The 23,847-nt window shown below is 72.7% G+C and carries 27 protein-coding genes and 1 pseudogene; 16 read left to right on the forward strand and 12 right to left on the reverse strand.

Annotated elements, in window-relative coordinates; translation table 11 throughout:
- Positions 1-365: 365 nt before the first annotated feature.
- A complete protein-coding gene (locus ACFYYT_RS23005) occupies positions 366-3,563 on the forward strand; it encodes a DNRLRE domain-containing protein (RefSeq protein WP_351816909.1) in 3,198 nt (1,065 codons plus the stop codon).
- Positions 3,564-3,699: 136 nt separating this feature from the next.
- Here ACFYYT_RS23005 and ACFYYT_RS23010 read toward each other — a convergent pair whose 3' ends face one another.
- Positions 3,700-3,969, reverse strand: a complete 270-nt coding sequence (locus ACFYYT_RS23010; protein ID WP_351816906.1) for a hypothetical protein — start codon at positions 3,967-3,969, stop codon at positions 3,700-3,702.
- A gap of 929 nt (positions 3,970-4,898) precedes the next feature.
- On the opposite strand from ACFYYT_RS23010, the gene ACFYYT_RS23015 reads away from it, so the two are divergent.
- Positions 4,899-5,141 carry a hypothetical protein gene (locus ACFYYT_RS23015; protein WP_351816903.1) on the forward strand — a complete coding sequence of 81 codons (243 nt, stop codon included), beginning with the start codon at positions 4,899-4,901 and terminating at the stop codon, positions 5,139-5,141.
- A gap of 232 nt (positions 5,142-5,373) precedes the next feature.
- Here ACFYYT_RS23015 and ACFYYT_RS23020 read toward each other — a convergent pair whose 3' ends face one another.
- Positions 5,374-6,135, reverse strand: a complete 762-nt coding sequence (locus ACFYYT_RS23020) for a transposase (RefSeq protein ID WP_351816900.1) — start codon at positions 6,133-6,135, stop codon at positions 5,374-5,376.
- A gap of 30 nt (positions 6,136-6,165) precedes the next feature.
- Between ACFYYT_RS23020 and ACFYYT_RS23025 the strand changes: the two genes are divergently transcribed.
- Complete coding sequence (locus ACFYYT_RS23025; RefSeq protein ID WP_351817034.1) at positions 6,166-6,450, forward strand: hypothetical protein; 285 nt, start codon at positions 6,166-6,168, stop codon at positions 6,448-6,450.
- On the opposite strand, the gene ACFYYT_RS23030 is transcribed toward ACFYYT_RS23025, so the two are convergent.
- The gene (locus tag ACFYYT_RS23030) at positions 6,386-6,757 is read right to left on the reverse strand and encodes an SDR family NAD(P)-dependent oxidoreductase (protein WP_388609074.1); all 372 of its coding nucleotides are present in this window, start codon (positions 6,755-6,757) and stop codon (positions 6,386-6,388) included. The two genes, ACFYYT_RS23025 and ACFYYT_RS23030, sit on opposite strands and share 65 nt — an antisense overlap.
- On the opposite strand from ACFYYT_RS23030, the gene ACFYYT_RS23035 reads away from it, so the two are divergent.
- The 5 genes and pseudogenes from ACFYYT_RS23035 to ACFYYT_RS23055 all read left to right on the forward strand — a co-directional run.
- Positions 6,756-7,019 carry a hypothetical protein gene (locus ACFYYT_RS23035; RefSeq protein ID WP_351816895.1) on the forward strand — a complete coding sequence of 88 codons (264 nt, stop codon included), beginning with the start codon at positions 6,756-6,758 and terminating at the stop codon, positions 7,017-7,019. The two genes, ACFYYT_RS23030 and ACFYYT_RS23035, sit on opposite strands and share 2 nt — an antisense overlap.
- 64 nt (positions 7,020-7,083) lie before the next feature.
- The gene (locus tag ACFYYT_RS23040; protein WP_388609078.1) at positions 7,084-7,734 is read left to right on the forward strand and encodes a 2Fe-2S iron-sulfur cluster-binding protein; all 651 of its coding nucleotides are present in this window, start codon (positions 7,084-7,086) and stop codon (positions 7,732-7,734) included.
- Positions 7,731-8,741, forward strand: a complete 1,011-nt coding sequence (locus tag ACFYYT_RS23045) for a xanthine dehydrogenase family protein subunit M (protein ID WP_351816892.1) — start codon at positions 7,731-7,733, stop codon at positions 8,739-8,741. The genes ACFYYT_RS23040 and ACFYYT_RS23045 overlap by 4 nt, the downstream gene beginning before the upstream one ends.
- A gap of 30 nt (positions 8,742-8,771) precedes the next feature.
- Positions 8,772-10,907, forward strand: coding sequence for a xanthine dehydrogenase family protein molybdopterin-binding subunit (locus ACFYYT_RS23050; protein ID WP_351816889.1), 2,136 nt, complete (start codon positions 8,772-8,774; stop codon positions 10,905-10,907).
- Positions 10,908-10,936: 29 nt separating this feature from the next.
- Positions 10,937-11,065: pseudogene (locus ACFYYT_RS23055) on the forward strand (SDR family oxidoreductase); the annotation flags it as partial.
- Between the two features lie 115 nt (positions 11,066-11,180).
- On the opposite strand, the gene ACFYYT_RS23060 reads toward ACFYYT_RS23055, so the two are convergent.
- Positions 11,181-11,381 (reverse strand): hypothetical protein, encoded by a 201-nt coding sequence (locus ACFYYT_RS23060; RefSeq protein ID WP_351816887.1) that lies wholly within the window; start codon positions 11,379-11,381, stop codon positions 11,181-11,183.
- Positions 11,382-11,657: 276 nt separating this feature from the next.
- On the opposite strand from ACFYYT_RS23060, the gene ACFYYT_RS23065 reads away from it, so the two are divergent.
- Together ACFYYT_RS23065 and ACFYYT_RS23070 are read left to right on the forward strand one after the other, a co-directional pair.
- On the forward strand, positions 11,658-12,449 hold the full coding sequence (locus ACFYYT_RS23065) for a DUF4190 domain-containing protein (protein ID WP_351816885.1): 792 nt from the start codon (positions 11,658-11,660) through the stop codon (positions 12,447-12,449).
- Positions 12,450-12,573: 124 nt separating this feature from the next.
- Positions 12,574-12,864: a DUF3253 domain-containing protein gene (locus ACFYYT_RS23070; protein ID WP_351816882.1), complete on the forward strand. Its 291-nt coding sequence runs from the start codon at positions 12,574-12,576 to the stop codon at positions 12,862-12,864.
- Positions 12,865-12,944: 80 nt separating this feature from the next.
- Here the strand turns inward: ACFYYT_RS23070 and ACFYYT_RS23075 are convergent, their stop codons facing one another.
- From ACFYYT_RS23075 to ACFYYT_RS23090, 4 genes are all read right to left on the reverse strand, one after another.
- Entirely contained in the window at positions 12,945-13,862 is a 918-nt protein-coding gene (locus ACFYYT_RS23075) for an NAD-dependent protein deacetylase (protein WP_351817028.1), read from the reverse strand.
- A gap of 66 nt (positions 13,863-13,928) precedes the next feature.
- Positions 13,929-15,482 (reverse strand): FAD-dependent monooxygenase, encoded by a 1,554-nt coding sequence (locus ACFYYT_RS23080; protein ID WP_351816880.1) that lies wholly within the window; start codon positions 15,480-15,482, stop codon positions 13,929-13,931.
- 208 nt (positions 15,483-15,690) lie between these two features.
- On the reverse strand, positions 15,691-16,182 hold the full coding sequence (locus ACFYYT_RS23085; protein ID WP_351816878.1) for an STAS domain-containing protein: 492 nt from the start codon (positions 16,180-16,182) through the stop codon (positions 15,691-15,693).
- A gap of 124 nt (positions 16,183-16,306) precedes the next feature.
- Complete coding sequence (locus tag ACFYYT_RS23090) at positions 16,307-16,756, reverse strand: hypothetical protein (protein ID WP_351816875.1); 450 nt, start codon at positions 16,754-16,756, stop codon at positions 16,307-16,309.
- A 173-nt stretch (positions 16,757-16,929) separates the two neighbouring features.
- Between ACFYYT_RS23090 and ACFYYT_RS23095 the strand changes: the two genes are divergently transcribed.
- Both ACFYYT_RS23095 and ACFYYT_RS23100 read left to right on the forward strand, forming a co-directional pair.
- Positions 16,930-17,604: a helix-turn-helix domain-containing protein gene (locus ACFYYT_RS23095; RefSeq protein WP_351816872.1), complete on the forward strand. Its 675-nt coding sequence runs from the start codon at positions 16,930-16,932 to the stop codon at positions 17,602-17,604.
- A gap of 50 nt (positions 17,605-17,654) precedes the next feature.
- The gene (locus ACFYYT_RS23100) at positions 17,655-18,182 is read left to right on the forward strand and encodes a DUF3291 domain-containing protein (protein ID WP_351817025.1); all 528 of its coding nucleotides are present in this window, start codon (positions 17,655-17,657) and stop codon (positions 18,180-18,182) included.
- On the opposite strand, the gene ACFYYT_RS23105 is transcribed toward ACFYYT_RS23100, so the two are convergent.
- Positions 18,169-18,711 carry a GNAT family N-acetyltransferase gene (locus tag ACFYYT_RS23105; protein ID WP_351816869.1) on the reverse strand — a complete coding sequence of 181 codons (543 nt, stop codon included), beginning with the start codon at positions 18,709-18,711 and terminating at the stop codon, positions 18,169-18,171. The genes ACFYYT_RS23100 and ACFYYT_RS23105 overlap by 14 nt on opposite strands.
- Positions 18,712-18,892: 181 nt before the next feature.
- Here ACFYYT_RS23105 and ACFYYT_RS23110 point away from each other — a divergent pair, with 181 nt between their 5' ends.
- Complete coding sequence (locus ACFYYT_RS23110; protein WP_351816866.1) at positions 18,893-19,324, forward strand: GNAT family N-acetyltransferase; 432 nt, start codon at positions 18,893-18,895, stop codon at positions 19,322-19,324.
- Between the two features lie 6 nt (positions 19,325-19,330).
- On the opposite strand, the gene ACFYYT_RS23115 is transcribed toward ACFYYT_RS23110, so the two are convergent.
- The 3 genes from ACFYYT_RS23115 to ACFYYT_RS23125 form a co-directional block, all read right to left on the reverse strand.
- Entirely contained in the window at positions 19,331-19,993 is a 663-nt protein-coding gene (locus ACFYYT_RS23115; protein ID WP_351816863.1) for an AAA family ATPase, read from the reverse strand.
- 154 nt (positions 19,994-20,147) lie between these two features.
- Positions 20,148-20,732 (reverse strand): hypothetical protein, encoded by a 585-nt coding sequence (locus ACFYYT_RS23120; RefSeq protein WP_351816860.1) that lies wholly within the window; start codon positions 20,730-20,732, stop codon positions 20,148-20,150.
- 92 nt (positions 20,733-20,824) lie between these two features.
- Entirely contained in the window at positions 20,825-21,232 is a 408-nt protein-coding gene (locus ACFYYT_RS23125) for an ATP-binding protein (protein ID WP_351816857.1), read from the reverse strand.
- Positions 21,233-21,566: 334 nt separating this feature from the next.
- On the opposite strand from ACFYYT_RS23125, the gene ACFYYT_RS23130 reads away from it, so the two are divergent.
- The 3 genes from ACFYYT_RS23130 (at position 21,567) to ACFYYT_RS23140 (ending at position 23,843) form a co-directional block, all read left to right on the forward strand.
- The gene (locus ACFYYT_RS23130) at positions 21,567-22,676 is read left to right on the forward strand and encodes an LLM class flavin-dependent oxidoreductase (RefSeq protein WP_351817022.1); all 1,110 of its coding nucleotides are present in this window, start codon (positions 21,567-21,569) and stop codon (positions 22,674-22,676) included.
- Positions 22,673-23,395: a CE1759 family FMN reductase gene (locus tag ACFYYT_RS23135; protein WP_351816854.1), complete on the forward strand. Its 723-nt coding sequence runs from the start codon at positions 22,673-22,675 to the stop codon at positions 23,393-23,395. Before ACFYYT_RS23130 ends, ACFYYT_RS23135 begins: the two co-directional genes overlap by 4 nt.
- A gap of 139 nt (positions 23,396-23,534) precedes the next feature.
- Positions 23,535-23,843: a hypothetical protein gene (locus ACFYYT_RS23140; protein ID WP_351816852.1), complete on the forward strand. Its 309-nt coding sequence runs from the start codon at positions 23,535-23,537 to the stop codon at positions 23,841-23,843.
- Positions 23,844-23,847 lie beyond the last annotated feature (4 nt).

The raw sequence follows: 23,847 nt of genomic DNA on the forward strand, positions 1-23,847 counted from the left end.
GGGAACTGACAAATAGTGCGTTGATTCTGCGGTCTCGGAGCAAACAAAATCCATAGCCAGTGAATAGGTGTGGAGTTTGTCACTTACGGACTACATAGGTCGCAACATTCAGCACAAAAGGGGTGCCTTGATGCTGTCTGCTCAGGTGACGTCGACCACGTGATGCGGCATGCTCAGTCCGCACATTTCATGCGCGAACACCGGTCGGGGAGCCGGTTCTTCGCGCTGCCCGGTCACCGGGCTATTACCTGCGAACACCCGGGGGTTGCGGATATGACGCACCCGAGGGGGGAGAATTAGTCGTGTCCGAAAACGATTCCTCGGGCGAAAATCCATCAACCGCTCCCGAGGGCAAGCCCGTTGTCTTGGCCGCCGCTCCGCGAGGCCGCTGGTTCCAGCGCCGTCGAAACCTCGGCGGGATCGCCGCGCTGCTGGCCATCGCCGTGGCGGTACCCGTCGGACTGAGCCTCCCGAGTGGTGACGGCGCTCCGCATCCGGACGCCGCGCCTTCGCGCGATTCGAGTGCGCCAGTCACCGCGGCCGAGGCCCGGCGAGAGGCGGCCAAGGGCGGGAAGGAAGTCGAGGTCACTGCTGAAGCGACCGCGCACACCACGACCTGGGCGCAGCCGAGCGGCACGTTCAAGCTGAGGGTGTCGAGCCTGGCGACCCGTGCCAAGGTCGGCGCGGTGTGGAAGCCGGTCGATACGACGCTGGAGCGCGTGGAGGGCGGTTTCGCGCCCAAGTCCGTCAACGGCCGGGTGGTGTTCAGCGCGGGTTCCAAGGCGCAGCCTGCCGGTGGCGGTGAGCGGGCTTCGCGCGGGGTTTCGCGTGTGTCGCTTGTCCGTCCTGCTGTGCTGAAGACTGACGGGCCGCCTCCTGAGTGGAGTGAGCTGGTGCGGCTCAACACCGAGGGGCACGAGCTGGTGGTGTCCTGGCCGGGGCCGCTGCCCGCGCCGGTCATCTCCGGTTCGCGGGCGCTGTACGAGAACGTGCGGCCGGGGATCGACCTGGTGATGACGGCTCAGGACGCGGGCTATACGCACGTCCTCGTCGTCAAGGACAAGCAGGCCGCCACTGATCCGTTGCTGGGCCAGCTGGACTACCGGCTCAGTTCCCCCGACCTGATCTTCCACCTGGACGCGGAGTCCAAGGCGGTCAGTGCGCAGGACGCGCACGGGCAGGAGATCGCCGGGTCTCCGACTCCATTCATGTGGGACTCGGCCGGCAAGGTTGCCGTTACCGAGGGCGAGCCCCTGGCGAAGCCCGTTCCCGAGGCGAAGGACCACCCGACCCTGGCCCTGCCCGGTCTGAACGGGGCGGAGGGCAATCACGCGAAGGCCGCCTCAGCCGCGCTGTCGGCCGAGAACGTGCTGACCGTGACCCCGAACGCGCAGCTGCTCAACGACGCGGACACGGTGTATCCGGTATTCATCGACCCGTCGTTCAAGGGGCACAAGCAGAACTGGTCGACCTTCTACAAGACCGAGGGCGGCTCCAGCTTCTGGAACGGGCAGAACTACAACAGCGGCTCCGGTACGCCCGAGGCCCGTGTCGGGTATGAGTCGACGACCGGTGGCACCTCGCGCGCGGCGTTCATCTTCGACTTCGGCAGCCAGCTCTACGGCTCCCAGATCCGCTCCGCGAACCTGCGCCTGCTGCAGACCTACTCCTGGGGCTGCGACCCGAAGCCCTTCGACGTCTACCACACCCCGCTGATCAACAGCTCAAGCAGCTGGAACAACACGGACAACGGCACGTTCTGGGGCAAGCGGATCGCCGGCGCCACCACCGGGCACGGCTACAAGAGCGAGTCCTGCCCCGACGCCTGGGTCGGCATCGACATCAAGCCCACCATCGAGGAAGGCGCCCGCGGCGCCTGGCAGAACCTCACCCTCGGCCTGCGCTCCCCGAACGAGAGCGACGCGAACTTCTGGAAGAAGTTCCAGGCCAACGGTGAAAGCGCCCCGTACATCGAGGTCGAGTACAACAAGGCCCCCGACGAGCCCACCCTCGCCGGCATGGACACCGTCCCCGGCGGGCTGTGCGTCACCGACGCCCCCTTCAACAAGGTCGGCAAGTCCGACGTCATGTTCGAGGTCCAGGGCCGCGACGGCGACGGCAACCTGCGCGCCATCCAGATGCGGATCTGGCGCGTGCGCGACGGCAAGGTCCTCTTCGACCAAGAGGTCAACCCCGACAGCTACGGAGTCGCCCGCACCACGCTCAAGTGGGAACTGTTCACCCCGAACGACACCTACTCCTGGGCCGCGGTGACCATCGACTACGACGGCGCCCGCTCACCAGAGGGCCCGGCCGGCACCGACAAGCCGTGCTCGTTCACCGTCGACCACACCCAGCCCACCAAGCCGACGATCCGCTCGGACGACTTCCCCGCCCCCGGCCCCGACGGCGCCGAGTGGAGCAAGAACACCCTCGGCCCCGGCAAGATCACCGTCATCGCGGGCGGCACCAACCCCGCCGACATCCGCGAGTTCCAGTGGTCGCTGAACCACCCCGTCTACGACCAGAAGGCCGTCCCCGCCGCCGGGCAGGACACCGTCACCGTCGACGTCAACCCCGACAACGCCGGACCGAACCTCTTCTACGTCCGCATCGTCAACAAGGCCGGCAACCTCTCCGACCCCTTCATCTACACCTTCTACGTCCGCCCCCGCCCCGGCCTCGACGGCCCCGGCGACGTCACCGGCGACAGCAAGGCCGACCTCCTCGCCATTGACGGAGCCGGCGACCTGCGGGTCTACCCCGCCGACGCCACCGGCGACGTCGACGCCTGGATGCCCGCCGCCACCGACAACGGCAAGCCGGCCCCCACCGGCTACTGGAAGGACCCCAGCGGCAGGAGCGCGCTGATCGCGCACTCCAGCGACTGGTACCCCGGCGACGGCATCACCGACCTCATCGCCCGCATGCCCGACGGCAAGCTGTACGTCTACCAGGGCGACGGCAACGGCCGCTTCGACATCAGCCGCCGCACCGAAATCCTCCTCCCCGCCGGCGCACCCGATCCGGCCACCCTCACCCAGATCGTCGTCGTCCCCGACATGAACGGCGACAAGGCCGACGACATCTTCGCCACCGCCGGCGACACCTTCTGGATCCTCACCGGCTACAGCGGCGCCTCCATCACCGAAGCCCGCCAGCTCTCCGCCACCAGCTGGACCAAGCGCGACATCGTGGACGTCCGCGACGTCACCGGCGACGGCGTCCCCGACCTCGTCTTCCGCGACGACGCCGACCCCAGCCGGGGCCTGGCCCTGCGCCGGGGCAAGCCCGGCGCCAATGGCGGAGCCGACATCAACTCCCTCGCTCTCGCCGTCAACTCCGCCGACGGCAAGGACCTCCCCTACGGCACCACCGGCTGGGACAGCACCACCTGGCCCCTCCTCCGAGGCACCCCCGACATGAACGGGGACGGCATCCCCGACATGTACCTCACCCGCAACGACGGCACCCTCCACCTCTACAACGGAGGCCGCACCACCATCGGCAACGGACGGCGCGTCGAAGAAGACGACTGGAACACCGCCCGCACCATCGGCTGACCTACCCCGCTTACGACCTCACGCACGGCGAGTGCCTGGTCCAGCATTGGCTGGACCAGGCACTTGTCCTTTCACGTGCAAATCTCCACGCATAGCCGGTGAGCCATTGCGTGATCCGCCCGTGCGGGCCCACCGATCAGGCAGTGCCCTCGACGATCAGAGCGATGGAGGCGAGGACCAGCACGGCCCCGCAGAGTCCGACGACGGTCCCCAAGATGCGGGCTACCTTCGCCGTCCAGATGTTCGGAGGTACGTCGAGGCGGCCTGCGGCGTGGGCGCGAAGTTCCGCATTTTTGGCACTGTATGCCTCGTAGGCGGCAGCCGCGCCGCGGATGTTGAGGGCGAACCAGCCGCCCGAGACCGCGCCGGCCAGGCCGAAAAGCAGCAAGAAGTAGGAGAAGAACATTCTGACCCCCCGTGTGCGTGCAAAGACCGCCGGAGGCTAGCAGCTCCGGCCCCGGTCACTTCCAGCGGCTCTGGTCGCCGCGCAACTGCTGCGAAACCCGGCGCTCTGACTGACCTACGCAATCATCACTTTGATGGGCTTAATGCTGGCCGAGCGGCGTCCAGAAGGTGCCCCGATCCGATCCGAGTTGATGGAGCTGGACCGCTAGAATCGCCGTGTGACCGATCACGGCCCCTGCGCTACGCAGGGAGCGCCCGACAGGGCCGCAGGGCGCTGTGCTGCTTCGCTACGGGGGGCGGTCTTGGGCAGATCGTCGGGAGCCATTCCCCGGCAGGGCCGCTTTGTGGCTCGCCAAAGAACCGGAAGTCAACGGCCCGCCCGGCACAGGTCGACTCAGCAAAACCCTGCGGCTGCTGAGGGCAACGGAACGCAGTAGCAACGCGATTACGGCAGAGCTCGAAAACCGCCGAGTCCGCGATCTCCGAGGGCGCGGCTGGACCATCTGTGGTCCACGCCAGGCGGCCGCCGCCTCCCCAGGTACCTCGCCTTACAGTCCGAGGTTCGCGAGTCTCCTGGCACATGAGCAGGCGCATCAGCAAGCAGCGGACGCCGCCCGGCGGCCGCTGGTTCGCGTCCTGCGAGAACTGTCCAACGCTGAACTCGCAAGGCTGGGACGCCGGCTGGCCCGCCTGAGCCGACGGATTCAACGAGCCCTGGATCGACTCCTCAAGATCGACGACTACGAGTTTGCCGCGCACACACCGCCCCATGACAAGTCGCCATGCGGCCTGCTCAGGATGGCTTCACCTGAGGTGCCGCGTGGGCCGCAGCTCGATCTCCACCTCGATGCCCCAGTTCACCTCTGGGCGCTCGTTGCCTGATCCACGGAACAGGCGGCTGCTACGCCCGTTCATCGACATCGGGTTCCCGTGCAGTTCATCAACATCACCATTTCGGCGATTGCCGAGAATGGGGCGGAATCCACCCTCGTCGGGGTCAGCGCCGCGGTCATCGGGCCGCCGCCCGTGACAAAGCGCCTCGTCAGCCTCACGCGGGAGTTCTGGGGGCCCAAGGTGACGCGGCTCCGCCGGGTGATCGCGGACCGTGTGGCGCCCACCGAGCCCGCCGAAGACCAGGGCGAGGAGGTCGTGCACCTGCCCGAGCGCGTCTGACGCCGGGACGGGGCGGTAGATCGTCTTCGCGGGCTCCCGCCCCCGCGCGGTTCATTCCGAAGTCGTGGTGCTGAGCGTGTACCGCTGCACGCACGTCGCGACATCGGCCGTCGGTGAGGCACCGGCCTCGTCCACGACAAGCTCGCGCCCCCGCAAGGCCACCCGCGGGATGGCTAAGGGGGTCGCCGAAGGTCGGGCCTCGGCAGCCTGAAGTGGTGTCTGGCCTGTTGTTTCACCGCGCCATGGCGAGGTTGTGCATGGTGGCTACGGCCTGGACTGCATGGTGGACGCCGTCTCCCTTTTGGCGGCAGTCGCGGAGGATCTTCCAGTTCTTCGTGCGGGCGAAGGTGTGCTCGACGCGTGCACGGACGCGTCGGTGTTCGGCGTTGTCCTCCTCTTGGCCGCGCAGGAGGGGACGTCCGGCCCTTCTGCGGTGCGGGACGATCAGGCCGGTGCCGAGGTAGGCGCCGTCCGCGATCACCGTCGTCCCGGCCGCAGTGGCCGGCAGGTCGGAGTCCCTCCACACGTGGGCGTCGGCCTTGTTGCCCGGGGCGGGCCAGGCCGAGGCGATGACCAGGCGGCTGTCCGCATCGATGATGACCTGCACGTTCGCCGAGAGCCGGTAGTTACGGGAAGAAGCTCCGACGGTGCGATCGCGGACCGGGATCAAGGTACCGTCCACGATCCACAGCCGGTCCATGTCGGCGACCGGCCGCGGAGCCGCCTCCAGGGCCAGCAACGGACGTAGGCGGTGGATGACCCGGCAGACAGTGGCCGGGGAGATCCCGAAGAGCGGGGCGAGCTGCCGCATCGTGAGGTTCGTCCGGTAGTAGACCGCCACCAGCAGGACCCGGTCGGCCAGTGGCAGACACCACGGCCGGCCACCACCGGGACCGTTCCCACCCCGTTCCTTCACTACTTTCACCAGCTTCGCGAACCGGTCGACTCGCAAGCCCGTGAACGTCTCGACCCACACCGGCTCAGCCCGCAACACCCCGGCGCCGACAGCGAAGACGGCGACCGCATCGACGACCCCTCCGAGGACGCGCTGTTCATGCTGATCAGCGACCTCGACGACTCCGACAACACCTTCGTCGTCGTCCAGCCCGACGAAGACGACCCCGTCTGGTTCACCTCAGTGGCCGTCCTGGACGAGAGCGGCTACGAGATCGTCCGCCGTGACACCACCCGCAACGAGCACGAGGTCACCACGGCGACCAGCATCAACGACATCGCCCGCGACCTCACGATCTGGATGGCCGCCCGCGACTTCCCCGGACGGCCAACGAGGCAGGCCGGCAAGTTCTAAAACACGGCCTACGCCCGGGGGCTGGGGCGTATGCGAGGGGCGACGAGACGTTGATCAGTGCGTCGCCTGGCCGGGCCTGGGTGAGGAAGGCGTGTGCCAGGGGGACGACGGCCTCGCGGTTCAGCCGTATCGCGGTGAACGCGTCCTGGGCGGCGGTCTCTGGGGAGGGGCCGTGGTGTGCGGTGCCGGCGTTGTTGACCAGGAGGTCCACCGGATGCTCAAAGGCGTCGACAGCGGCCGGCAGCCGGGTGCCGACGTCGCCATGTCCCATCGGTGCCGGCCCGACCGGCGACAATGACGCCGCCATGCCGTTCGAGACGCCCGAGGCGAAAGGGAGCGGCAACCAGAAGGACAACTCGGTCAGGCGCGCCGGCGACGCCGTGATCCTCGCCCGAACCGAGGCCCAGCCGGAACCGCCCGCCCGACAACAACTCGCAGTCCACGACATCGTGTACCCGATGCGCACCAGCGGCCGCGTCTTACCGGGCCGCCTCGTACGAAATCCGACCGTCGGCCGGATGGGGGAGGCCGGTGAGGCGGGCGGGGGCGTGGAGCGCGCGCGGGCGTGAGAGGCGCCAGGCTGGGCAGTGGGACGGATATTCCCTCCCCGAACGGAAGACAAGGGAGTTCGTCGTGGCCCACGCAAACGACCCGCCCGCATCCCGGCCGGAGCACGCCGGTGACCCCGGACCGGGGTCGCGCACGCCGCACGACGCGGTCGCCGGCGGTGCCCGCTCCCGCGTGACCCTGCGCGTCAACGGTGTCCACCAGGACCTGGACCTGGACCACCGCGTCACGCTCCTCGACGCCCTGCGCGAGCACCTGGACCTGACCGGCGCCAAGAAGGGATGCGACCACGGGCAGTGCGGCGCCTGCACCGTCCTCGTGGACGGCCGGCGCGTCAACAGCTGCCTGCTGCTCGCCGTCGCCCTCGACGGCTGCGAGATCACCACCGTGGAAGGCCTCGCCGCCGCCGACGGCGCCCTCCACCCGCTCCAGCGCGCCTTCATCGAGCACGACGCCTTCCAGTGCGGCTACTGCACCCCCGGCCAGCTCTGCTCCGCCGTCGGCGTCCTCCGCGAAGCCGCCGCCGGACACCCCTCACACGTCACCGCCGCCGCCGCCGCGCAGGCCGGGCCGGCGACGCTGACCGCCGAGGAGATCAGGGAACGGCTCAGCGGCAACCTGTGCCGCTGCGGTGCCTACCCCGGCATCGTCGGCGCCGTCGCCGACGCGGGCGCGGACGCCGCGGCCACCAAGGCCGGCGCGGACGTGATCGCGTGAAGCCCTTCGCCTACGTACGCGCCACCAGCCTGCGCGAGGCCGCCGACGCCTACGCCGCCCACCCCGGTTCCCGTTACCTCGCCGGCGGCACCAACCTCGTGGACCTGATGAAACTGGGCGTCGAGACCCCCACCGCCCTCATCGACATCTCCCGGCTGCCGCTGGAGGAGATCACCGAACTGCCCGACGGCGGCCTGCGCGTCGGTGCCATGGTCCGGGGCGCCGACATGGCCGCCGACCCGCGCGTGCGCACCCGCTACCCGCTCCTCAGCCAGGCGCTGCTCGCCGGCGCCTCCGGACAACTGCGCAACGTCGCCACCACCGGCGGCAACCTGCTCCAGCGCACCCGCTGCGCCTACTTCCAGGACCTCTCCAAGCCGTGCAACAAGCGCGAACCCGGCAGCGGCTGCGGCGCCCGCGAGGGAATCCACCGCGACCACGCGGTACTCGGGCACTCCGAGCACTGCATCGCCACCCAGCCCTCGGACATGGCCGTGGCCCTGGCCGCGCTGGACGCCGAGGTCGAGTTGTACGGCGGCCCGGACACCACCCGCACCGTCGCGGCCGGCGAGTTCCACCGGCTGCCCGGCGACCACCCCGAGCAGGACACCGTCATCCGCCCCGGGGAGATCATCACCGGGGTCCTCCTGCCGCCGGCGGCGCCCGACGCCGTCTCGCTCTACCGCAAGGCCCGCGAACGTGCCTCGTACGCCTTCGCCCTCGCGTCGGTCGCCGTCGTGCTCGAACTCGACGACGGCCGGGTACGCCGGATCGCCCTCGCCTTCGGCGGCCTCGCCCACCGGCCCTGGCGGGCCACCACGGCCGAGGCGCGGCTGACCGGGGCCGAGCCGCACCCCGACGCCGTCCGAGCGGCAGTGGACGCGGAACTCGCCCGGGCAGAGCCGCTGCGCGACAACGCGTACAAGATCCCCCTCGCCCGCAACCTCGCCTGCGACGCCGTCGCCGCGCTGGCCGGTCCGCATCCCGGTTCCCCCGCCACGCCGTAAGCCGCGCCACCGACCAGGAACAGGACCACGATGAGCCCCACCGCCGCCAGCCCCGACACCACCGCCCAAGCCTCTCTCGGTGCCCCCGTCCCGCGGCGCGAAGGCCGGGAGAAGGTGACCGGCGCCGCCCGGTACGCCGCCGAACAGCACCTGCCCCGACGGGCGTACGCCTGGCCGGTGCCCGCGACGATCGCCCGCGGCCGGATCACCGCCGTCGACACCGCCGCCGCCTTGGCCCTGCCCGGCGTCCTGGGCGTCCTCACCCCGTACGACGCACCGCGCCTGGGCCCCTCCGACGACCCCACCCTCCAACTGCTCCAGGACCTGCGGGTACCGCACCGCGGGTGGTACGTGGCGCTGGCCGTCGCCGACACCCTGGAGGTGGCCCGGGCCGCCGCCGACGCGGTGCGCGTCACCTACGAGGCGGAGCCGTACGACGTCACCCTGCGCGAGGGACACCCCGGCCTCTACACCCCCGAGGAAGTCAACGGCGGATACCCCGCGCACCGCGAACAGGGCGATCCGGACGCGGCGTTCGCGGCCGCGCCCGTACGGGTCGACGCCCGCTACTCGGTGCCGCCCCTGCACAACCACCCCATGGAGCCGCACGCCGCCACCGCTGACTGGGACGCCGGCCGCGGCCGGCTCACCGTGTACGACTCCTGCCAGGGCACCACGGTGGTGCGCAGCGTCCTGGCCGGGCTGTTCCGGCTGCCGGAGGACAGCATCACCGTCCTGGCCGAGCACGTGGGCGGCGGATTCGGCTCCAAGGGCACACCGCGCCCCCACGTCGTCCTCGCCGTCATGGCCACCCGCCACTGCGGACGACCCGTCACCCTGGCCCTGCCCCGTCAGTACATGGCCGCCACGGTCGGCCACCGCGCGCCGACCCTGCACCGAGTCCGGCTCGGCGCCCGCCCCGACGGCACCCTCACCTCGCTGATCCACGAGGTCACCACGTACACCTCGCAGGTGCGCGAGTTCGTCGAGCAGGCCGGCGTACCCGCCCGGGTGATGTACGGCGCCGCTGACCACCGCACGACGCACCGGGTCACCGCGCTCGACGTGCCCACCCCCTCCTGGATGCGGGCCCCCGGCGAGACGCCCGGCATGTACGCGCTGGAGTCGGCCATGGACGAACTGGCCGACGCCCTCGACATGGACCCCGTCGAGCTGCGCGTACGCAACGACCCGGACACCGAGCCCGACAGCGGCCGCCCCTTCAGCAGCCGCCACCTCGTGGAATGCCTGCGCGAGGGCGCGCGCCGCTTCGGCTGGCCGGGCCGCCGGCCGCCCCTGCGGGAGGGGCCGTTGCTCATCGGCAGCGGCGTGGCCGCCGCCACCTACCCCGTGTACATCGCCCCGGCGGGTGCCCGGGCCCACGCCCGCCCGGACGGGAGCTACCTCGTCGAGGTCAACGCCACCGACATCGGGACCGGCGCCCGTACGGTCCTCTCCCAGATCGCCGCCGACGCGCTGCGCGTCCCGCTCGACGCCGTCGCGCTGTCCATCGCGAACAGCGCGCTGCCTCCGGGACCCGTCGCCGGCGGCTCCACCGGAACCGCCTCGTGGGGGTGGGCGGTACACGACGCGTGCACCGCCCTGACCGACCGGCTCGCCCGGCACGAGGGGCCGCTGCCCGCCGCCGGGCTCTCCGCGTCCGCCGACACCACCCAGTCGGCGAAGCAGAAGTCACCGTACGCCCGCCACGCGTTCGGGGCGCACTTCGCCGAGGTCCAGGCGGACACCGTCACCGGCGAGGTACGCGTGCGCCGGATGCTCGGCGTCTTCGCCGCCGGCCGAATCCTCAACCCCCGCACGGCCCGCTCCCAGCTCACCGGCGGGATGGTGATGGGGCTCGGCATGGCCCTGACCGAACACGGCGGCCTCGACCCGGCGTTCGGCGACTTCGCGGAGCGCGACCTGGCCGCCTACCACGTACCGGCCAACGCCGACGTCCCGGCCGTAGAGGCCCACTGGATCGAGGAGCACGACAAGCACCTCAACCCGATGGGCAGCAAGGGCATCGGGGAGATCGGCATCGTCGGCGCCGCGGCGGCCATCGGCAACGCCGTGAGCCATGCCACCGGCCGGCGCCTGCGCGAGCTGCCCCTGACCCCCGACCGCGTACTGGCCGCCCTCGCCGGCGAGCCGGCCGGGACGTGACCACTCCCCTCGCAACCGCGCGCCGGCCCACGGCGGCCGTCGCCCGGCTCGACCTGACGGACCTCCCCGATGCGGCCGACGTGATCGACGCGCTCGCCGACGAACTCGGCCGGGTCGACGTGCCGGTCAACAACGCCGGCACCGGCACCGCCGAACCAGGACCATGACGTTTCCGATACGCCGGTGGACGGCGCTCAACCGGTCCTCCTCCATGGGCCGGTCCATGGTCCGCCGGCCCCGGGCGGTGACATCGGCGTCGCCGTTGTCCGGGCCTCAGGCCAGGCAGTTGACCGCGTCGAGCGCGGTCAGGCAGCGCAGCGCGTACCGCTCGTCGTCGGACAGCTCCCGCCCGTAGGACAGGAGGAACGCCTTCTCACGGTCCGGATGGTCAGCCCACTGGATGGCGGCGAGGATGACGAAATCCTGGACGCGGGCGGCCGGGCACCCGCCCGGACGGCCCGGCCGAAACCGCACCGGTCGAAATCCCCGTCTGCACCTGGAACCTGGCGGGGCATCAGCCCGCCCACGGCTCCTTCGGCGGCCTCATGGGCGCCGCGTTCGACGTGGTCCCCCTCATCGAGGCCGGCGGCGCGGCCGACTGGCCCTGGGCCACCGGCCATGCGCAGCAAGACCGCCCCGCCGCCCGCTTGTCCGAGCAGCGTGCGACCATCAGACGCCGCCCGACGGCCGCGGCCCCACCGCCCGGCCACCGGCGACGCATTCCCCTGTTCTACGAGGAGCCCCACGCGCATGTCCATACCCCCGCCGCCGCAGCCGTCCCCCAACCCGTACGGAGCGCCGTACGGCCAGCCGGGCCAGCAGCCCGGTCCGCCCGGACCGCCCCCCGGCCCGAACGGCTGGTACGCGCCGCAGATGGCGCCGCAGAAGACGAACGCCCTGGCCATCGTGGCGTTCGTCATGTCGATCGTCTGCGCGATCCCCCTGGTGCCGCTGATCCTCGGCATCGTCGCCCTCTCCCAGATCCGCTCGCGCGGCGAGAAGGGCAAGGGCTTCGCCGTCGCGGCGATCGTCATCCACGCCGCGACCATCCTGATCTACGGCACCGTCCTCGTCCTCGGACTGACCGGGACCCTGCACGGCGCCGCCGCGCCCAAGCGCGACACCAGCGGCCAGGTCACCGGCTCGGGCTCCAGCAAGGTCAACGACATCCGGGCCGGGGACTGCTTCGACACGGACGGCGACCTGACCGACTACAAGGACAAGGACGGCGCCAAGGCCTCCCCCTCCGTCCGCGTGGTGCCTTGCAGCCAGCCCCACGAGGGCGAGGCGTACGCCGTCTTCGACCTGCCGGGCGGCGCGTACCCCGGCTCGGACAAGGTCGTCGCGATGGCCGAGGAGAAGTGCGGCGGCACGCTCCTCACCGACTACGTGGGCAACGACCCCAAGCACGCGGCGAAGCTGGAGCTCTACTACTACTTCCCGCAGGCCGCGACCTGGACGCTCGGCGACCGCAAGGTCACCTGCTTCCTCGGCGACTCCAGCGGCGCGAGCACCGGATCGGCACGCGCCGGCGCGTCCTGAGCCCCGGGCGCCCGGGCGCCCCGGCCCGCCCCGGATGATCTTCGTACGTCTGCCCACGGACCCACGGACCCGCGGACCCGCGCACCGGGTGCGCAGGCGCCCCGACCGGGGCGACACTGGCGCCATGGACGACGGCGAGCGCGGACGACCGGGGGAGCGGGGTCTGGAGCGGCGTCTGGAGCGGGCCATCCTGGAACTGCTGGAGCGCCGCGGCCCGTCCGCGACGGTCTGCCCCTCCGATGCCGCCCGGGCGGCGCACACCGGGCAGGACGACGGCTGGCGCGCGCTCATGGAACCGGTCCGGCGCGCGGCCCGGCGGCTGGCGGAGGCCGGCGAGGTGGACATCACCCAGGGCGGTCGCCCCGTCGACCCGGCCACGGCCCGGGGACCGATCCGGATCCGGCGCCGCCGATGAGCTGCGCGGCGGCGGCGGCCGGCCGCCGCCGGTGCGCCCCCTCCCGCAAGCCTGAGCGCCTCAGTCCGCCTCAGTCCGCCTCAGTCCGCCGCCGGACCGTCGGCCGGGCCGCCAGCCAGGCCGTCGGCCGGGATCCCCAGCCGGTCGGCCAGGGCGCTGAGGGTGGGCCCCAGGGGGAGCGCGATACGGGTGAGGGCGTGCTGGTCACCCCGGGTCGGGTCGTGGTTGACGATCAGTACGGGCGTGCCGGCGCCGGCCGCCTGCCGTACGAACCGCAGCCCGGACATCACCGTCAACGAGGACCCCAGGACCAGCAGCGAGGCGGCCCCGCCGACCAGTGCGCGGCACTGCTCGACCCGCCCCGGCGGAACGGACTCGCCGAAGAACACCACGTCCGGCTTGAGGACGCCCCCGCACCGCGTACACGGCACCACGCGGAAGTCCCCGACCTGCCCGTCGGTGAGGTCGGCGTCCCCGTCCGGATTCAGCGCGGCGGCGACCGGCTCGAAGCCGGCGTTGGCCTCCTCCAGCCGCCCGGCCAGCTCCCGGCGCGGTTCGAAGGCCCCGCAGGAAAGGCAGACGACCCGGTCCAGGCTGCCGTGGAGTTCCACCACGCCCTCGCTGCCGGCGGCCTGGTGCAGGCCGTCGACGTTCTGGGTGATCACGCCCGAGAGCAGGCCGTGCCGCCCGAACGCCGCCACCGCCCGGTGCCCGGCGTTGGGCCGGGCCCGGCCGAACGTGCGCCAGCCCAGATGACTGCGCGCCCAGTACCGGCGCCGGGCCCGGGGGCTGGCGGTGAACTCCTGGTAGGTCATCGGGGTGTGCCGGCGCAGACTGCCGCCCTTGCCCCGGTAGTCGGGGATGCCCGACTCCGTGGACAGGCCCGCCCCGCTGAGCACCACCACGCCGCCGCCGCGCAGCGCCTCGGCGACCGGCTCGGCATCGGTGCTGCCGGGCCGTGGTTCCCCGGTCGGAGTCCAGCTCAGAGTGGGGCGCATCCGCATACGGCCAGCGTACGCAACGGGCCGCACCCCGGGCCAGGGATGCCTCGGCAGGGGGCCGCTTCAGCGGGGGAGCGGGGCCCCGAACCACCGGTCGGCGGCCCGTTCCGACGCCGCACGGTCAGGGCTGCCCCCGGCCGCCCAGGCGACCACGCCGTCGGGCCGGACGAGCACGGCGCCCAGGCCGAGGTCGTGCCTCGCGGGCCCGGCCGCGTACCGGATCCGGCCCGCCCGGGCCGCCGCCACCTCGCGCAGGCACCCGTCGGGGCTGAGGTCGAGCAGGACGCCCCGTCCGTCCCGCATCAGGTCGCCGAGGCGGCTGCCGTCCCCGAGCCGCAGGTCCGGGGCGCTGCGGCCGATCAGGGGATGTCCCTCCCCCAGGTCGTACCGGATCGACGCCCCCGACAGCCTCCCGAACATGTACGTCGTCCCGTCACGGGTTCCGATCAGGTCGCGCACCACGGACTGGACCGCCCGGCCGTACGCGTCCGGCCGCATCACCGCCACCTGGGCGCGCGACCAGTCGAGCACCGCAGCGCCGACCGGATGGCGCTCGCGCGTGTAGGTGTCGAGCAGCCCGTCCGGCGCGTGCCCGTGCACCGTCGCCGCGAGCTTCCAGCCCAGGTTCAGGGCGTCGCCCAGGCCGGTGTTGAGCCCCTGGCCGCCGAGGGGCGCGTGTATGTGGGCGGCGTCGCCCGCGAGGAGGACGCGGCCGAGCCGGTAGGTCGTCGCCTGCATCGCCCGGTCGGTGAAGGTCGAGACCAGGCGTACGTCGCTCAGCACCGCCCCGGTGCCCGCCACGCGGCGCACCACCGTCTGGAGATGGTCGTGGGTCGGCTGCCGGGAGCGGTCGAACGCGCCGCCGTCGAAGTCCATGACGCCGATGTGACCCTCGGAGGGCCGCAGGTACATGCCCGTCGGCGTCAGGTGGAAGCCGGGGCGCAGCTCCGCGCCGCCGGTGACGGTGGCCTGCATGGTGTAGCCGGTGAACTGCGGCTCGGTGCCGGTGAATTCGAAGCCGGCCAGTCGGCGCACCGTACTGCGGCCGCCGTCGCAGCCCACGGCCCAGCGGGCCGCGTACGCCCGCTCGCCGGCCCGGACGACCACGCCCCCGTCGTCCTGGGAGACGGCCGTGACGGTGACGCCGCGCTCGATGTCCACGCCGAGCCGTAACGCCCGCCCGGCCAGCAGCGCCTCGACCGCCACGAGGTACGTCCGCATGCCCTCCGTCGCCGGGCCGGGAAGCCGGTACGGCAGGGCGGCGACGTCGACCCGCGCCGGATCGAGCATCATGCCGGCGAAGTGGCCCACCCGTAGCGGGGGCGAGGGCTCGCCCGCGTCCGGACCGGCCTCCCCCTCCGCTTCGGCGCCCGGCGCCGCCCAGGGGTCATCACCGTGCGCGGCCGAAGCCGTCAGCAGCGCGTCCAGCATCCCGCGGCGGTCGAACGCCTCCACCGACGCGGCGGACAGGCCGCGCATGCCGAGCGGCCCCTCCTTGAACGGGGAGTGCGGCTGCGGATCCCGCTCCAGCACCAGCACCGAACAGCCCGCGAGGCCGAGCTCGCAGGCGAGGAACAGACCGACCGGACCGGCCCCCACGATCACTACGTCATACACGAGAGATCCCCTTCCCTGACCCCCGGCCGGATGAGCACCGGCCGACCCCCCGAACGGTGCCGGACCCCACCGACAGCGGCCCGACACCCCCGACGCCCCACCGACACCCCGCCGACGGGCGCGCCGGGCGCGCCGGGCGCGGGAAGGCCGTCGCCCGCCACGGGGGATGCCGGCCCCGGGGTACGGGGCTCTCGGGAACGGGGAGGGCTCAGCGTCCCCCGCGCAGGGCCGGGGCCCAGGGGGCCGTGCCGTACGGGCCGGACGCTCCGCCCGGTACCAGGGGCCGGGGGACCTGGGCCTGGGCCTGGGCCTCGGCGGCGGTGGAGTGTTCGGCGCGCGTTTCGATGAGGCGGCGGAAACCGGCCAGCGCGTAGCGCTCTCCCGTCGCGGATCCGCGTCCGCGGATGCCCGCGACGGTGGCCATGAGCTGCTGGGGCTGTTCGCGCCAGCCGATGGCCAGGACCCGCAGGCCGAGGCATTCGGCCCGCCGGTGCAGGTCCAGGAGCAGGAGCAGCCCCGGGGTGTCCATGTACGACACCTGGTGCAGGTCGAGCATGAGCACGTCGGAGCCGGTGTCGGTGGCGAGCACCGGCAGTACGTCGTACAGGGCGGGCGCGGCGGCCGCGTCCAGGTCTCCGATGAAGCTGATCAGTACGGTGTTGCCGCGGTGCTCGGCCTCGGTGGTGAACGAAGACGTCACGGTGCTCCATCCTGTCGCGGCCCGGCGGCTGCGTCGCGGGGGCCGGAGCCTTCCATCTTCGCGTGCCGTGGGGGGCGTTTCCCGCCACGCCGTGGCGTTCGGCGCGGCGTGCGGCGCCGCCGGGTCAGACCGCCGGGGCGGTGGAGGCGGTGGAGGCGGCGAGGGCGCGGAGGGCGGCGTGCTGCGAGTAGGCGAGCAGGCCGATCGTCATGGCGGCCATGACGACGGCGAAGAACAGGTGCCCGAGGGTGGAGGTGACGGCCAGACCCAGGGCGCTCAGGGCGAAGTGGCTGCCGATCCGCAGGGCGACGAGCGCGAGGGCGACCTTGCGGGTCTCCCGGCCGCGCCACAGCTCCTTGGCGAGCTTGAGGCGCCCCCGCAGCATCGTCAGGGAGATGATGATGTTCACGGCCAGCAGGAGGAGCAGGACGGGCCACGCGGTGGGGAAGGCCTGGAGGATGTCGAAGGCACCCGCGAGAACGCCTTCGAAGGCGAAGAACCAGACCGGGAGGCGGTAGTCGGCCGGCGCGGCCGGTGCGGTCGTCGTCGTGGTCTTCTTGGTCCTGGCGTTCATGTGTCCCCCATGGTCGGTGTGTTGACCATCAGTCTGTTCGGCCGACGGGTGCGCGGGCAGGGGCCTGGGTCACGCATGCCGTATGACAGCTGTCATGCCGGGCCGGCCGTGCCGAGCCGGTCCCTTCCGTTCCGCTTTCTATCTCCTATGCGCATGGTTCTTAGAATGGCCGTATGGAGGACATCGACGCGATCGCGGCGCTACAGGATCCCGTGCGCCGCCGGCTGTACGAGTACGTTGCCGCGCAGGGCCGCGAGGTCGGCCGCAACGAGGCCGCCGAGGCGGCCGGGGTGGCGCGCACGCTCGCCGCGCACCACCTCGACAAGCTGGCCGACGCCGGGCTGCTGGAGAGCGGCAGCCGCCGCCTGACGGGCCGGTCGGGGCCGGGGGCGGGCCGTCCCGCCAAGGTCTACACGCGGGCGCCGGGCGAACGCTCGGTCTCGCTGCCCGCCCGCGACTACCGCACCGCCGCCGAACTGCTCGCCGAGGCCGCCGAGCAGGCCGGACTGGACGCCGCGCTGTGCGCGGCCGCGCGCCGCCGGGGGGAGGCCCTGCGCGGGCCGGGGGCGCCCTGCGGCGGCCTCGCGGAGGCCGTGGAGGCGCTCGCCGCCCGCGGTTACGAACCGCACCTGGAGGACGCCGGTGCCGGGGCCACCGAGGTCGTCCGCATGCGCAACTGCCCCTTCCACGCCGTCGCCGAACGCTTCCCGCCGCTGGTCTGCGGCATGAACCTGGCCCTGCTCGAAGGGCTGCTCGGCGTGGACGGCCCCGTCCGCCCGCGCATGGACGCCCGGCCGGGGGAGTGCTGCGTGGTGGTGGAGGAAGTTTCTAAAAACAACGATCATTGACATAGAAAAGCCGGCCGTGCTGGGATGGGGCCATGACCGCCCCTTCCGACATGACCTCGCCCCCGCACGCCGCCGCCCACCTCGCCCAGCTCAACGTGGCCACGCTCAGGTACCCCCTCGACGACCCGCGCGTCGCGCCGTTCGTCGAGCTGCTCGATCCGGTCAACGCGGCCGCCGACGGCGCGCCCGGCTTCGTGTGGCGGCTCGTCGAAGAGGGCGAGGCGGACGCCACCGGCCTGCGTCCGGCGGGCGAGAACGTCATCGTCACCCTGTCGGTGTGGCAGACGCGGGAAGCCCTGTGGGACTTCGTCTACCGCAGCGGACACCTGGAGGTGATGCGGCACCGCCGCGACTGGTTCCACCGGCACGTCGAGGCGCACCTGGTGCTCTGGTGGATCCCCGCCGGGCACCTGCCGACGGTCGGCGAGGCCCTGGAACGGCTGGCGGCCCTGCGCGCCCACGGACCGTCCCCGTACGCGTTCACCTTCGCCGACCCCCACACCGCCGCCGAGGCCGCCCTGCACACGCAGGCCGCCGTACCGCCGCAGGCGCGGGCACTGGACGTCAGGAGCGGCTGAGCCCCCACGTCTGCAGGCCGTAGGGCCGCCCCTTCTCCTCGCCGGTGATCAGCGGTACGTCGAGCAGCTCGAAGCCCGCCTTCGTCGCCACGGCGACACTGGCCGCGTTCTCGGGCTCCAGCTCCAGGATCACCTGCTCCGCGCCCAGCTGCTCGAAGGCGTACGCGGCCACCAGCCGCACCGCGCGCACCGCCAGCCCCTGGCCCCGGTGGGCCGGCCCGACCGCGTAGCCGATCTCGGTCCCCTCCGGGGCGCGCCGCAGCATCACCTCGCCGAGCGGCGCGCCCCCGTCGAGGGTGATGGCGAGCAGGATCGCCGTGCCCTCCTCCCGCAACTCCCGGGCCCGCACCAGGCGGGCGGCGGCGGCCGCCTCGTCGAAGGGGGAGACGATCGGAGTCCAGTACGCGATGTCGGGGTGGTCGAAGAGCTCCGGCATCGGCGCCAGGTCCGCCTCCGCCCAGTCACGTAGGACGAGACCCTCCCCCGAGAGCTCGATCCGCTCGGGAAACGACGGCGTTGTGCTGCTCATGCTGAGTGACCTCCATGGCCTGTTCGCGACGAGGCAGGTTAACCGCGGCCGGGCGCGTCACCAACCCGCCCGGAAAACACGCTCCCGCTCCGGCTCGCGCTCCGGGCGGCGGTCGGCGGCCGGCGCCGGAGCGGTACGAAAATCGGCGGCCGGAAATGATCGGACCTGCTTGGATGCGGTCATGACCAGCGCCCTTCCCCCCGCGTACGAGATCTCCGCCGACTCCGCCCGGATCGATCCCGCCCTGATCCACCAATGGCTGTCGCAGGACGCCTACTGGGCCCGCGACCGGTCCCGGGAGAAGCAGGACCGGGCGATCGCCGGCTCCCTCAACTTCGGCGTCTACGAACGGGCTTCCGGACGGCAGGTCGGCTACGCCCGGGTGGTGACCGACCACGCCGACTTCGCCTGGCTGTGCGACGTGTACATCGCCCCGGAAGCGCGCGGCGAGGGGCTGGGCACCGCCCTGGTCACCGCGGTGCGCGACCACCTCGCCCCGTACGGCCTGCGCCGCATCCTGCTCGCCACCGCGGACGCGCACGAGGTCTACGCCAAGGTCGGTTTCGCCCCGCTGGAGAAGCCCGAGTCGTGGATGACGCTCGGCGCCCAGTGACCCGGCTCACGCCTCCCGTTCGGGGCCGAACCGCACCGAGACGACCCGGCGGTCCCGCAGAGCGCGGTCGAGCAGCACCACGGAGCTGACCCCGCCGGCGACGGCTGCGGCGGTCGTCGTGGGCGGGCCGTCGGCGTGCCCGAGCCGGTCCAGCAGCCGCGCGAGGCCCCGTTGGTGGACGCGGAAGACCCGCGGCGACACCAGTCGGCGGCGGGCGTGCTGGCCCGAAAGGGCCTCCTGGGGGCCGACGTCGAGGACCACCATGTGCAGCGGACGGCCGGCGCGGCCCGCCGTGTGCGCGAGCCAGCGCCGCATCCACGTCCGGCTTCCGCAGTCGTGTATGAGCAGGGGGCGGCGCCGCCCCATCTCGCAGCGTATCCACCGCATGTGGTTCAGCCGCGCCCACGGCCGGTACGCGCCGTACGGGAGCCAGTCGGGCATCCGCGCCTCGTGGGCCTCGCGGGTGACACGCGGATCGACGACGGTGGCGGCGGCGGACCACGCGCGCAGCAGCGTGCTCTTCCCGCTCCCGGGGAGCCCGGCGACGACGACCGCCGCGTTCGCCGGGTAGGTCAGCCTGACGTCACCGCCCGCCCGGCCCCGCAGGTCCACGATCCCCCGGGGCGTCAGGTGGCGGCCGGGGGAGGGCGGGTGGTCGGTCCGGTCCACGATCACCCCAGGGGTCGGTGGCCGATGCGCCGGGTTCTCGGTGCTGATGGGTGTGCTCACAGGTGACGGGCCGTCCGGATGCGGTGCGGTGCGGTGCGATGCGAAGTCGTGGAACGCTCCCGAGGCTACGTGACGCGCCGGCCGGGGCGGCCGCTCACTCCCACCCGGCCAGGTACCCGAGGTGCCGGACGCATCCGCCGTCGGCGCGCAGCACCGGATCCCCCGAGTACCAGTCCGGGCGCAGCGACAGTTCGACGGCGTGGCCGTCCGTCGTCCGGATCCCCCGCAGGCCGGATCCCGGCCGGCCCGTCGCCGGGGCGGGTACGTCCTCCACCTCCAGGCCCCGCGCGGCCCACGCCGCGCGCAGTCGGGCGAGGGCCGCCTCGTACGCCGCGGGGCTCGCGAAGCGGGGCGCCCAGGTGACGCTCGGCTGGTCGCGGGTGACGCCCTCGGAGTCGAGGCCGAGGTCGTCCTTGCAGGCGGAGTCGTCCATGGAGCGCCGGTCCACCGTGGCCGCGGGGTCCATGCCCAGCTGCCGCACCGCGTCCTGGCCCGCCGCCTCGGTCTGCCGCATGTGCCCGCGGAACTCCGTCTCCGACATGACCCGGCCGCTCGCGCACCCCTGGGTGAACGCCGCCACCACCAGCACCGCGCCGCCCGCGAGCAGCGCCCTGGCAGGGCGTCGGCGCGAGGGCGCGGGGTGCGCGGCGTGCGGGGCGGAAGCGGGCTTCGTCGTCATGGGCCCATCCCAGCAGGCGGGCCGGGCCGGGCGGCACCGCTCCCGTACTCAGACGGACGTGAGTACGCGGAGCGCCCCGCGGCGGGCCGGGCTCAGGCGGCGGGGCCCAGGCAGAACCACAGCCACTTGCCGAAGCCGTCGGTGCTGAAGCCCCAGGCGAGGCTCAGCGCGGCGATGATCGCGAGGCCGCGGCCGGACTCGCGCTCCGCGCACCCCGCGGGCGTGCCCGCCGTACGGGCCATCTCGGCGCTGTCGTCCCGTACGGCGCACATCAGCGAGCCGGTGGCGGTGTCGTGCCGGATGACCAGCCGCAGCCGGCCGCTGCCGCTGTGCTCGACGGCGTTGGCGACGGCCTCGGACAGCAGCAGCTTGCCGTCGTCCGCCAGGTCCCGGTCCGCGACGCAGGTGCCGAGGGTCTCGCGGGCCAGGCCGGCGGCCGCGAGGTCCCCGGGCAGGGAGATGTCGATCAGCCGGGCGGACAGGGCGGACGGGCCGGACATGGCAGCACCTCGCTGAGTGTCGGTGGCGGCGGACGCGGAGCCGGTCCGCGCCGCACGGGTACACGGGCACCCCCCGGTATCCAGGCTAGGAGCCGCCCTCCCGCGTATCCACGGTCCTGTGGCCGTCGATGAGTGGCTGATCGGAGGAAGCGCGGACGCGGGCCCCGGGCCCCCCGCCCCGGAGCCCGCGCGCCCGGGCACCGGCCCCTCGGCCGGAAGGACGAGGAGGACGAGGAGGACGAGAGGTGGTCGGGGGAGGGGAATACGCCGGGCGGGCCACCAGTTCCAGGGTATAGTTGAATCATAAACAATCTTGGCAATGGGAAGGGGAGCCATGCAGTTCGGGATCTTCACCGTCGGGGACGTCACGGCCGATCCGACGGCCGGACGCGCGCCCGGTGAGCACGAGCGGATCAAGGCGATGCTCGCCATCGCGCAGAAGGCCGAAGAGGTCGGCCTCGACGTCTTCGCCACCGGCGAGCACCACAACCCGCCGTTCGTCCCCTCCTCCCCGACGACGCTCCTCGGCTACGTCGCCGCGCGCACCGAGCGCCTGATCCTCTCCACCTCCACGACGCTGATCACGACGAACGACCCGGTGAAGATCGCCGAGGACTTCGCGATGCTCCAGCACGTCGCCGACGGCCGCGTCGACGTCATGATGGGCCGCGGCAACACCGGCCCCGTCTACCCGTGGTTCGGCAAGGACATCCGGGACGGCATCGACCTCGCCATCGAGAACTACGCGCTGCTGCGCCGCCTGTGGCACGAGGACTCCGTCACCTGGAACGGCAAGTTCCGTACGCCGCTCCAGTCCTTCACCTCGACCCCGCGCCCGCTCGACGGCGTCGCGCCCTTCGTCTGGCACGGCTCCATCCGCTCCCCGGAGATCGCCGAGCAGGCCGCGTACTACGGGGACGGCTTCTTCCACAACAACATCTTCTGGCCGTCCTCCCACACCCGGCAGATGGTGAACCTCTACCGGCAGCGCTACGCCCACTACGGGCACGGCACCCCGGAACAGGCCATCGTCGGCCTCGGCGGCCAGGTGTTCATGCGCAAGAACTCGCAGGACGCGGTGCGCGAGTTCCGCCCCTACTTCGACAACGCGCCGGTGTACGGCCACGGGCCGTCCCTGGAGGAGTTCACCTCCCAGACGCCGCTGACCGTCGGCTCGCCCCAGCAGGTGATCGAACGGACCCTGTCCTTCCGCGACTACGCCGGCGACTACCAGCGCCAGCTGTTCCTGATGGACCACGCGGGCCTGCCGCTGAAGACCGTCCTGGAACAGCTCGACCTGCTCGGCGAGGAGGTCGTGCCGGTCCTGCGCAAGGAGTTCGCGAACCTGCGCCCCGCCGGAGTGCCGGACGCGCCGACGCACGCCGCCCGCGTGACGGCCGCCCGCACCACCCCGGCCGAGACCACCCGGGAGACGCGGACATGACCACCAGGGACACGAGGGACACGAGGGACACGAAGAAGAAGCTCGTCGTCGTATCGGCGGGGCTGGGTTCGCCCTCCTCGACGCGGCTGCTCGCCGACCGGCTCGCGGCCGCGACGCTGGGACACGTGGACGCCGTCCCCGAGGTGATCGAACTGCGGGACCTGGCGACCGAGACCGCGCAACACCTCGTCACCGGGTTCCCGTCGGCCCGGCTGGCCGCCGCCCTCGACGCGGTGGCGGCCGCGGACGGCCTGATCGTCGTGACACCGGTGTTCGCGGCCTCGTACAGCGGCCTGTTCAAGTCGTTCTTCGACGTCCTCCACAAGGACGCCCTCACCGGGAAGCCGGTCCTCATCGGCGCGACCGGCGGCACGGCCCGGCACTCCCTGGTCACCGAGCACGCCATGCGCCCGCTGTTCGCGCACCTGCGCGCGCTCGCCCTGCCGACCGCCGTGTACGCGGCCTCCGAGGACTGGGGCGGGCAGGGGCTGGCACAGCGGATCGAGCGCGCGGGCGCGGAACTGGCCCGCTTCATGGCACCGGCCACGGCCACACCGGCCACGGCCCCACCGGCCACCGCCGCCCCGTACGGTGATACCGCGGCGGCCGTCGCACCCCGCTCGCTGACCGGGGCCGTCACCTCGGTGGATCCGGCGGACGGCTTCGAGGTGATCCCGTTCGAGCACCGGCTGGCCGCGCTGCGGGCCGCGGCCCCGTAACCGGGTCCCGTGCTGCGGCCGGGCTCGTGGAATCCGCGCCCGGCCGGGCGTGGGAGCCCGCGGGCGCCGCGCGCCGCGGTGTTTGCTGGGCGCGAGCCCCCATCCGCGGGGCCGCCCCGGGCGAACAGGAGCGGCAGCCATGACGTTCACGCAGATCATCGACTTCGAGACCGAGCGCATCGACGACGTGCGCGAGCTCATGCGCGGCTACGAGGAGCGCATCCGCTCCGAGGGCCGCACGGGCGGCCCCGGAGGCCGCACCCTGCTCAGGGACCGCGCCAACCCCAACCGCTACCTCGCGGTGGTCGAGTTCGAGTCCTACGAGGCGGCGATGGCCAACAGCCGCGCGGCCGAGACGAACGAGCTCGCCCAGGGCCTCGCGGCACTGATGACCAGGCCGCCGGTCTACACCGACTGCGACGTCCTGGACCGGCAGACCGCCGGCTGACCCG

Source organism: Streptomyces sp. NPDC002032, assembly GCF_042890765.1.
Lineage (GTDB): Bacteria > Actinomycetota > Actinomycetes > Streptomycetales > Streptomycetaceae > Streptomyces.

What these genes read in the sequence shown, in the direction of transcription:
- ACFYYT_RS23010 (WP_351816906.1), bottom strand. Translation starts at nt 3,969, where the DNA reads ATGTTCTTCTCCTACTTCTTGCTGCTTTTCGGCCTGGCCGGCGCGGTC.
- ACFYYT_RS23035 (WP_351816895.1), top strand. Translation starts at nt 6,756, where the DNA reads ATGCCGTTCGAGACGCCCGAGGCGAAAGGGAGCGGCAACCAGAAGGAC.
- ACFYYT_RS23030 (WP_388609074.1), bottom strand. Translation starts at nt 6,757, where the DNA reads ATGGCGGCGTCATTGTCGCCGGTCGGGCCGGCACCGATGGGACATGGC.
- ACFYYT_RS23050 (WP_351816889.1), top strand. Translation starts at nt 8,772, where the DNA reads ATGAGCCCCACCGCCGCCAGCCCCGACACCACCGCCCAAGCCTCTCTC.
- ACFYYT_RS23065 (WP_351816885.1), top strand. Translation starts at nt 11,658, where the DNA reads ATGTCCATACCCCCGCCGCCGCAGCCGTCCCCCAACCCGTACGGAGCG.
- ACFYYT_RS23070 (WP_351816882.1), top strand. Translation starts at nt 12,574, where the DNA reads ATGGACGACGGCGAGCGCGGACGACCGGGGGAGCGGGGTCTGGAGCGG.
- ACFYYT_RS23075 (WP_351817028.1), bottom strand. Translation starts at nt 13,862, where the DNA reads ATGCGCCCCACTCTGAGCTGGACTCCGACCGGGGAACCACGGCCCGGC.
- ACFYYT_RS23090 (WP_351816875.1), bottom strand. Translation starts at nt 16,756, where the DNA reads ATGAACGCCAGGACCAAGAAGACCACGACGACGACCGCACCGGCCGCG.
- ACFYYT_RS23095 (WP_351816872.1), top strand. Translation starts at nt 16,930, where the DNA reads ATGGAGGACATCGACGCGATCGCGGCGCTACAGGATCCCGTGCGCCGC.
- ACFYYT_RS23100 (WP_351817025.1), top strand. Translation starts at nt 17,655, where the DNA reads ATGACCTCGCCCCCGCACGCCGCCGCCCACCTCGCCCAGCTCAACGTG.
- ACFYYT_RS23105 (WP_351816869.1), bottom strand. Translation starts at nt 18,711, where the DNA reads ATGAGCAGCACAACGCCGTCGTTTCCCGAGCGGATCGAGCTCTCGGGG.
- ACFYYT_RS23110 (WP_351816866.1), top strand. Translation starts at nt 18,893, where the DNA reads ATGACCAGCGCCCTTCCCCCCGCGTACGAGATCTCCGCCGACTCCGCC.
- ACFYYT_RS23120 (WP_351816860.1), bottom strand. Translation starts at nt 20,732, where the DNA reads ATGACGACGAAGCCCGCTTCCGCCCCGCACGCCGCGCACCCCGCGCCC.
- ACFYYT_RS23125 (WP_351816857.1), bottom strand. Translation starts at nt 21,232, where the DNA reads ATGTCCGGCCCGTCCGCCCTGTCCGCCCGGCTGATCGACATCTCCCTG.
- ACFYYT_RS23130 (WP_351817022.1), top strand. Translation starts at nt 21,567, where the DNA reads ATGCAGTTCGGGATCTTCACCGTCGGGGACGTCACGGCCGATCCGACG.
- ACFYYT_RS23135 (WP_351816854.1), top strand. Translation starts at nt 22,673, where the DNA reads ATGACCACCAGGGACACGAGGGACACGAGGGACACGAAGAAGAAGCTC.
- ACFYYT_RS23140 (WP_351816852.1), top strand. Translation starts at nt 23,535, where the DNA reads ATGACGTTCACGCAGATCATCGACTTCGAGACCGAGCGCATCGACGAC.